Below are 3,532 nucleotides of genomic sequence, written 5' to 3'. Positions count from 1 at the left end.
TGGGTCTTCATTTCTGCCTCTAAGCAGCGTTCTACAAGGGCTTTGGTTAATTGTTTCAAAATCCCACCTTCACCCAACAGGTCTTCGGGTTTCTCGTAGCTTTGTAGCAGTTGATCAAGCAGTTCAGGTTGAAAGGTCATGTGTTTCTATCTCTGGTTCAGTAGTTCATTAGATCTCAACTTCTGACCTTTGACACACTTCAATTTACAATCCCCAACTCCAAATATTGCTTCAATCAACTTGGCTTGAGAGACACTATTCCCTTGTTCGATTCCTTTCACTTGCCCTTTTCGAATCATATTCATTGCCTCAATTCCGTTCAAAGTTCTTCGGCACTATTGAACGATTTGAACCCCATCATCGGTTTCACAATACGCTTGATATTTCGATGGTCTTGCTCAATGACGTTATTCAAATACTTGCTCTGCCGTAACTCGGTTTCTTCTATGATCGTCTCATCTCCTTTCAGTGTTTCCATTGCCCCTGGGTAAGCGGCATTCTTATCCACGTTAATCACTCGGGGAGTCTGAGTATGCTGTGCCTTGAGCACTTTACGAAAGAAGCGGACTGCTGCCTTCCCATCTCGCTTGGCGCTCAGCATGCAGTCCAGCGTATTGCCCTCTGAATCGACCGCGCGATACAGATACTTCCACACTCCTTTGATCTCGATATACGTCTCGTCCATGCGCCCCGAATCATTCGTCGGCTTCAAATGCGGTCGAATCTGTTTGTCCAATCCCAGGGCGTACTTCAGCACCCAACGGTTGATCGTCGAGTGGTCTACCTCCACCCCTCGTTCCTGCATCATCTCCTCCAAATCCCGGTAGCTCAAGGCGTAGCGACAATACCAACGGACATTCAGCAGGATGATTTCTGGCAGAAAGTGCCGCCACTTAAACAGAACAGGAGTAGACATCGGAGGGCAAGGAGAAGAGTGTCGTCCTGCTTACCTTACCATTCGCTAGTTTTTGCGACACAACCTGCAATCGCATCCTCGGCATTAAGGTAAGACTTGCAAGCCCATAATGCAGAATTGGAACTTATCCTGTTCCAATCCCAAAAAGTAATTCGGTTATGTCAGTAGGGGAATAGGTTTGTCGATATCCTGACCTATTTGAGGAGACTATTGCAATAATAGACTTGTTGTGAAATGAGGGTTGAGAATCGGCAGTACAGTCCCTCTGGTAATCAAATAATTTGAGCAACCATGAGGTAAAAGTTCCTTGTACCTGCTTGAGCACCTGCTGACTCCACTCGACTGGCGTTTTGTGCCGTTGCCCTTGGTGCTGTTGATAGCGCTCTAAGGGAGTCAGGGTCGTGAGAAATGGCAGTACCCAAACCCGCTTTGCCCAAGGAATCTCAACCAGCAGCATCAGGCTCAACCATTGCAGTCCGCTCATTCTGACAAAGCGACTCTGGCTAGAACCTACGGGATCCCGGTAGATACCTTGTGCCTCAACTAGTTTCCCTCCACGCCACTCAATTGTGTCGTCTATTCCTATCACTAACACTGCACTTGAGGCAAACCCGCTCACAAGCTGTTGCAAGAGCACCGACTGGCTTGACGGTTTGATCACACCGCCTGATTGAGCACGCGATGACAGCGCTGAAATTGTTGCTCCTGTCCTAGTCCCTATCACCCGTAAGATTGCGCTCACCATGCGTTCTCCAGGGGCAGGTATCGCTCCTACCAGCAACACTACCGCCCCTTCCCACCTCACTTGGAAAATAGAGGCGCAAACATTCGGATCAGCGACACAAATTCTTTCAGTAGCAAATTCATCAGGCAAAATTCAATAACGCTTTCCTGATTTTGCTACCTCTCCTCCTCTCTAATTGGATAAGGTCGAGCTTAGTCCCCTGTAAAAAATGAGGTCACCGAATACACTTTTGTGTAGCTCCAACGTAATTTTGTTAATAAACTATTCATTTCTCTGTATTCAAGCCTACGCAAATAGTACGTGATTCTTCTAATGTTTCTCCCTATCTTGTAAATCATAAGGTTCTACTTCAATAGAACTTTGCTAAACCCAGTGACTGATTGACATAAAGGAAGAACACAATGGCTAACTACACGCTTGGCACTTTAACGAGTACTCCTATCAGCCGCAATGGCTATTCCGTAACTCCACAAGATGCGACTGATGTATTTAAGTTCACAGTTGGAACAAGTAAGGTAAACCTATCTCTTAACAACATTCGAGGTGGTGATGCTGACTTGGCTTTATATCGAGAGAACGGCAATGGAGTGTTTGATAGCTCTGATCCGTTTGTTGCAAGCTCTACTAGAGGCGGTAATGTTGATGATTCAATCAATCGTTCTGTTGGAACTGGTACCTATTTTGCCAGAGTCAATCGTTATGCCCCAACTAGTTCAAACCTTGTGCGGTATGATCTCGACCTCTCTTCAACACCCGATCCTCAGCCTAGCAATCTCCTTCCTAAAGAGACTCAAGTGGGCACTGTGACAAGAGATGTCTGCGAGCAGCGCTGCATAACATTGTCTAAGTCGATAGCAAAAACTGTAAGCCGACCGTCTTGATTGGTAGCTACAGCGAGTTGTTGCCACTGACCACTAAAGGAACTCCAGTCACCGAATGAACCATTAGGTGCAATCTGGGAGCAGCGCTGCATAACATTGTCTAAGCCGATAGCAAAAACTGTAAGCCGACCGTCTTGGTTGGTAGCTACGGTAAAGCGGCTCCACTGTCCTCCCAAGCTAACCCACGGTCCCCATGTTCCTGTGTTATCTGTCCATTGACGCCATATAGCTTTATCACCACCCAGCACAAAGGCTGCTGGTCGACCGTCTTGATTTAAGACAAATGAAGACATACTACCTACTTGTAACGTAAAGAAGAAGAACTTCAAAAAAGTGTAGGCTAACGGCCAAAATAAGCGGCAGCAGATAACCTTTGCATCACCACCAAAATCTCTCAACTGCCCGCTTTATCGACTTGTTAGCTAGCTGGTGCTACCAACCGCCAACTAATTCTTGAATTTTAGATTGTGCTTCGTCTAGCCCCCGTTTTCGTGCCTCGTCTCCCAGATCTAGACCATTGGCATGAATGAACTGAATGTCAGTCACACCCATGAATTGAAAAGCATACCGGAGCGCAGGTTCCTGACAATCCCATCCTTCATAAGGAGACCCTGCTCCAAACTCAGCGCCTCGTGATGTGATGAACAACACTTTTTTACCGTTCGCAAGTCCTTTGACTTGACCCTCCTCCTCTGTGAATGTGCGACCCACACGAACCACTTGATCGATGTAGGCTTTGAAGTTGGACGGAATGCTGAAGTTGTACATCGGCACGCTGAACACACACCGATCAGCTGCCAAAAACTCATCCACTAACTCATCGGAAGGGTATGTAAATAGATCTGTGTCAAAGATCTAAATTTAGAGAGGAAAGCGGTCATCATACATAATTGCAAACTGATTTAGAGCAGGTCTCCAGTCTCGAATCGGCATCGTCCATTTTTTGGAAATATTCTGGATGGCTAGGTAAATGACTTTGAAGGCTGATTC

3 protein-coding genes and 3 pseudogenes are annotated in these 3,532 nt (G+C 46.4%); 1 reads left to right on the top strand and 5 read right to left on the bottom strand.

The window, feature by feature from the left end:
• From H6G00_RS32015 to H6G00_RS32005, 3 genes and pseudogenes are all read right to left on the bottom strand, one after another.
• A pseudogene (locus tag H6G00_RS32015) lies at positions 1-140 on the bottom strand (IS256 family transposase); the annotation flags it as partial.
• A 138-nt stretch (positions 141-278) separates the two neighbouring features.
• Positions 279-916 (bottom strand): annotated as a pseudogene (locus tag H6G00_RS32010) (IS6 family transposase); the annotation flags it as partial.
• Between the two features lie 124 nt (positions 917-1,040).
• On the bottom strand, positions 1,041-1,661 hold the full coding sequence (locus tag H6G00_RS32005; protein WP_190799829.1) for a hypothetical protein: 621 nt from the start codon (positions 1,659-1,661) through the stop codon (positions 1,041-1,043).
• A 401-nt stretch (positions 1,662-2,062) separates the two neighbouring features.
• Between H6G00_RS32005 and H6G00_RS32000 the strand changes: the two genes are divergently transcribed.
• The gene (locus H6G00_RS32000) at positions 2,063-2,542 is read left to right on the top strand and encodes a PPC domain-containing protein (protein WP_190799828.1); all 480 of its coding nucleotides are present in this window, start codon (positions 2,063-2,065) and stop codon (positions 2,540-2,542) included.
• A 432-nt stretch (positions 2,543-2,974) separates the two neighbouring features.
• Here H6G00_RS32000 and H6G00_RS31995 read toward each other — a convergent pair whose 3' ends face one another.
• Both H6G00_RS31995 and H6G00_RS35865 read right to left on the bottom strand, forming a co-directional pair.
• The gene (locus H6G00_RS31995) at positions 2,975-3,355 is read right to left on the bottom strand and encodes an NAD(P)H-dependent oxidoreductase (protein ID WP_347278253.1); all 381 of its coding nucleotides are present in this window, start codon (positions 3,353-3,355) and stop codon (positions 2,975-2,977) included.
• 48 nt (positions 3,356-3,403) lie between these two features.
• Positions 3,404-3,532: pseudogene (locus H6G00_RS35865) on the bottom strand (IS256 family transposase); the annotation flags it as partial.

Origin of the sequence: Leptolyngbya sp. FACHB-541 (assembly GCF_014695875.1) — a bacterium.
GTDB lineage: Bacteria > Cyanobacteriota > Cyanobacteriia > Elainellales > Elainellaceae > JAAUTN01.
Note: the sequence above shows the minus strand (reverse complement) of the source record. Positions and strands in the feature narration are given on the sequence as shown.

What these genes read in the sequence shown, in the direction of transcription:
- H6G00_RS32005 (WP_190799829.1), bottom strand. Translation starts at nt 1,661, where the DNA reads ATGGTGAGCGCAATCTTACGGGTGATAGGGACTAGGACAGGAGCAACA.
- H6G00_RS32000 (WP_190799828.1), top strand. Translation starts at nt 2,063, where the DNA reads ATGGCTAACTACACGCTTGGCACTTTAACGAGTACTCCTATCAGCCGC.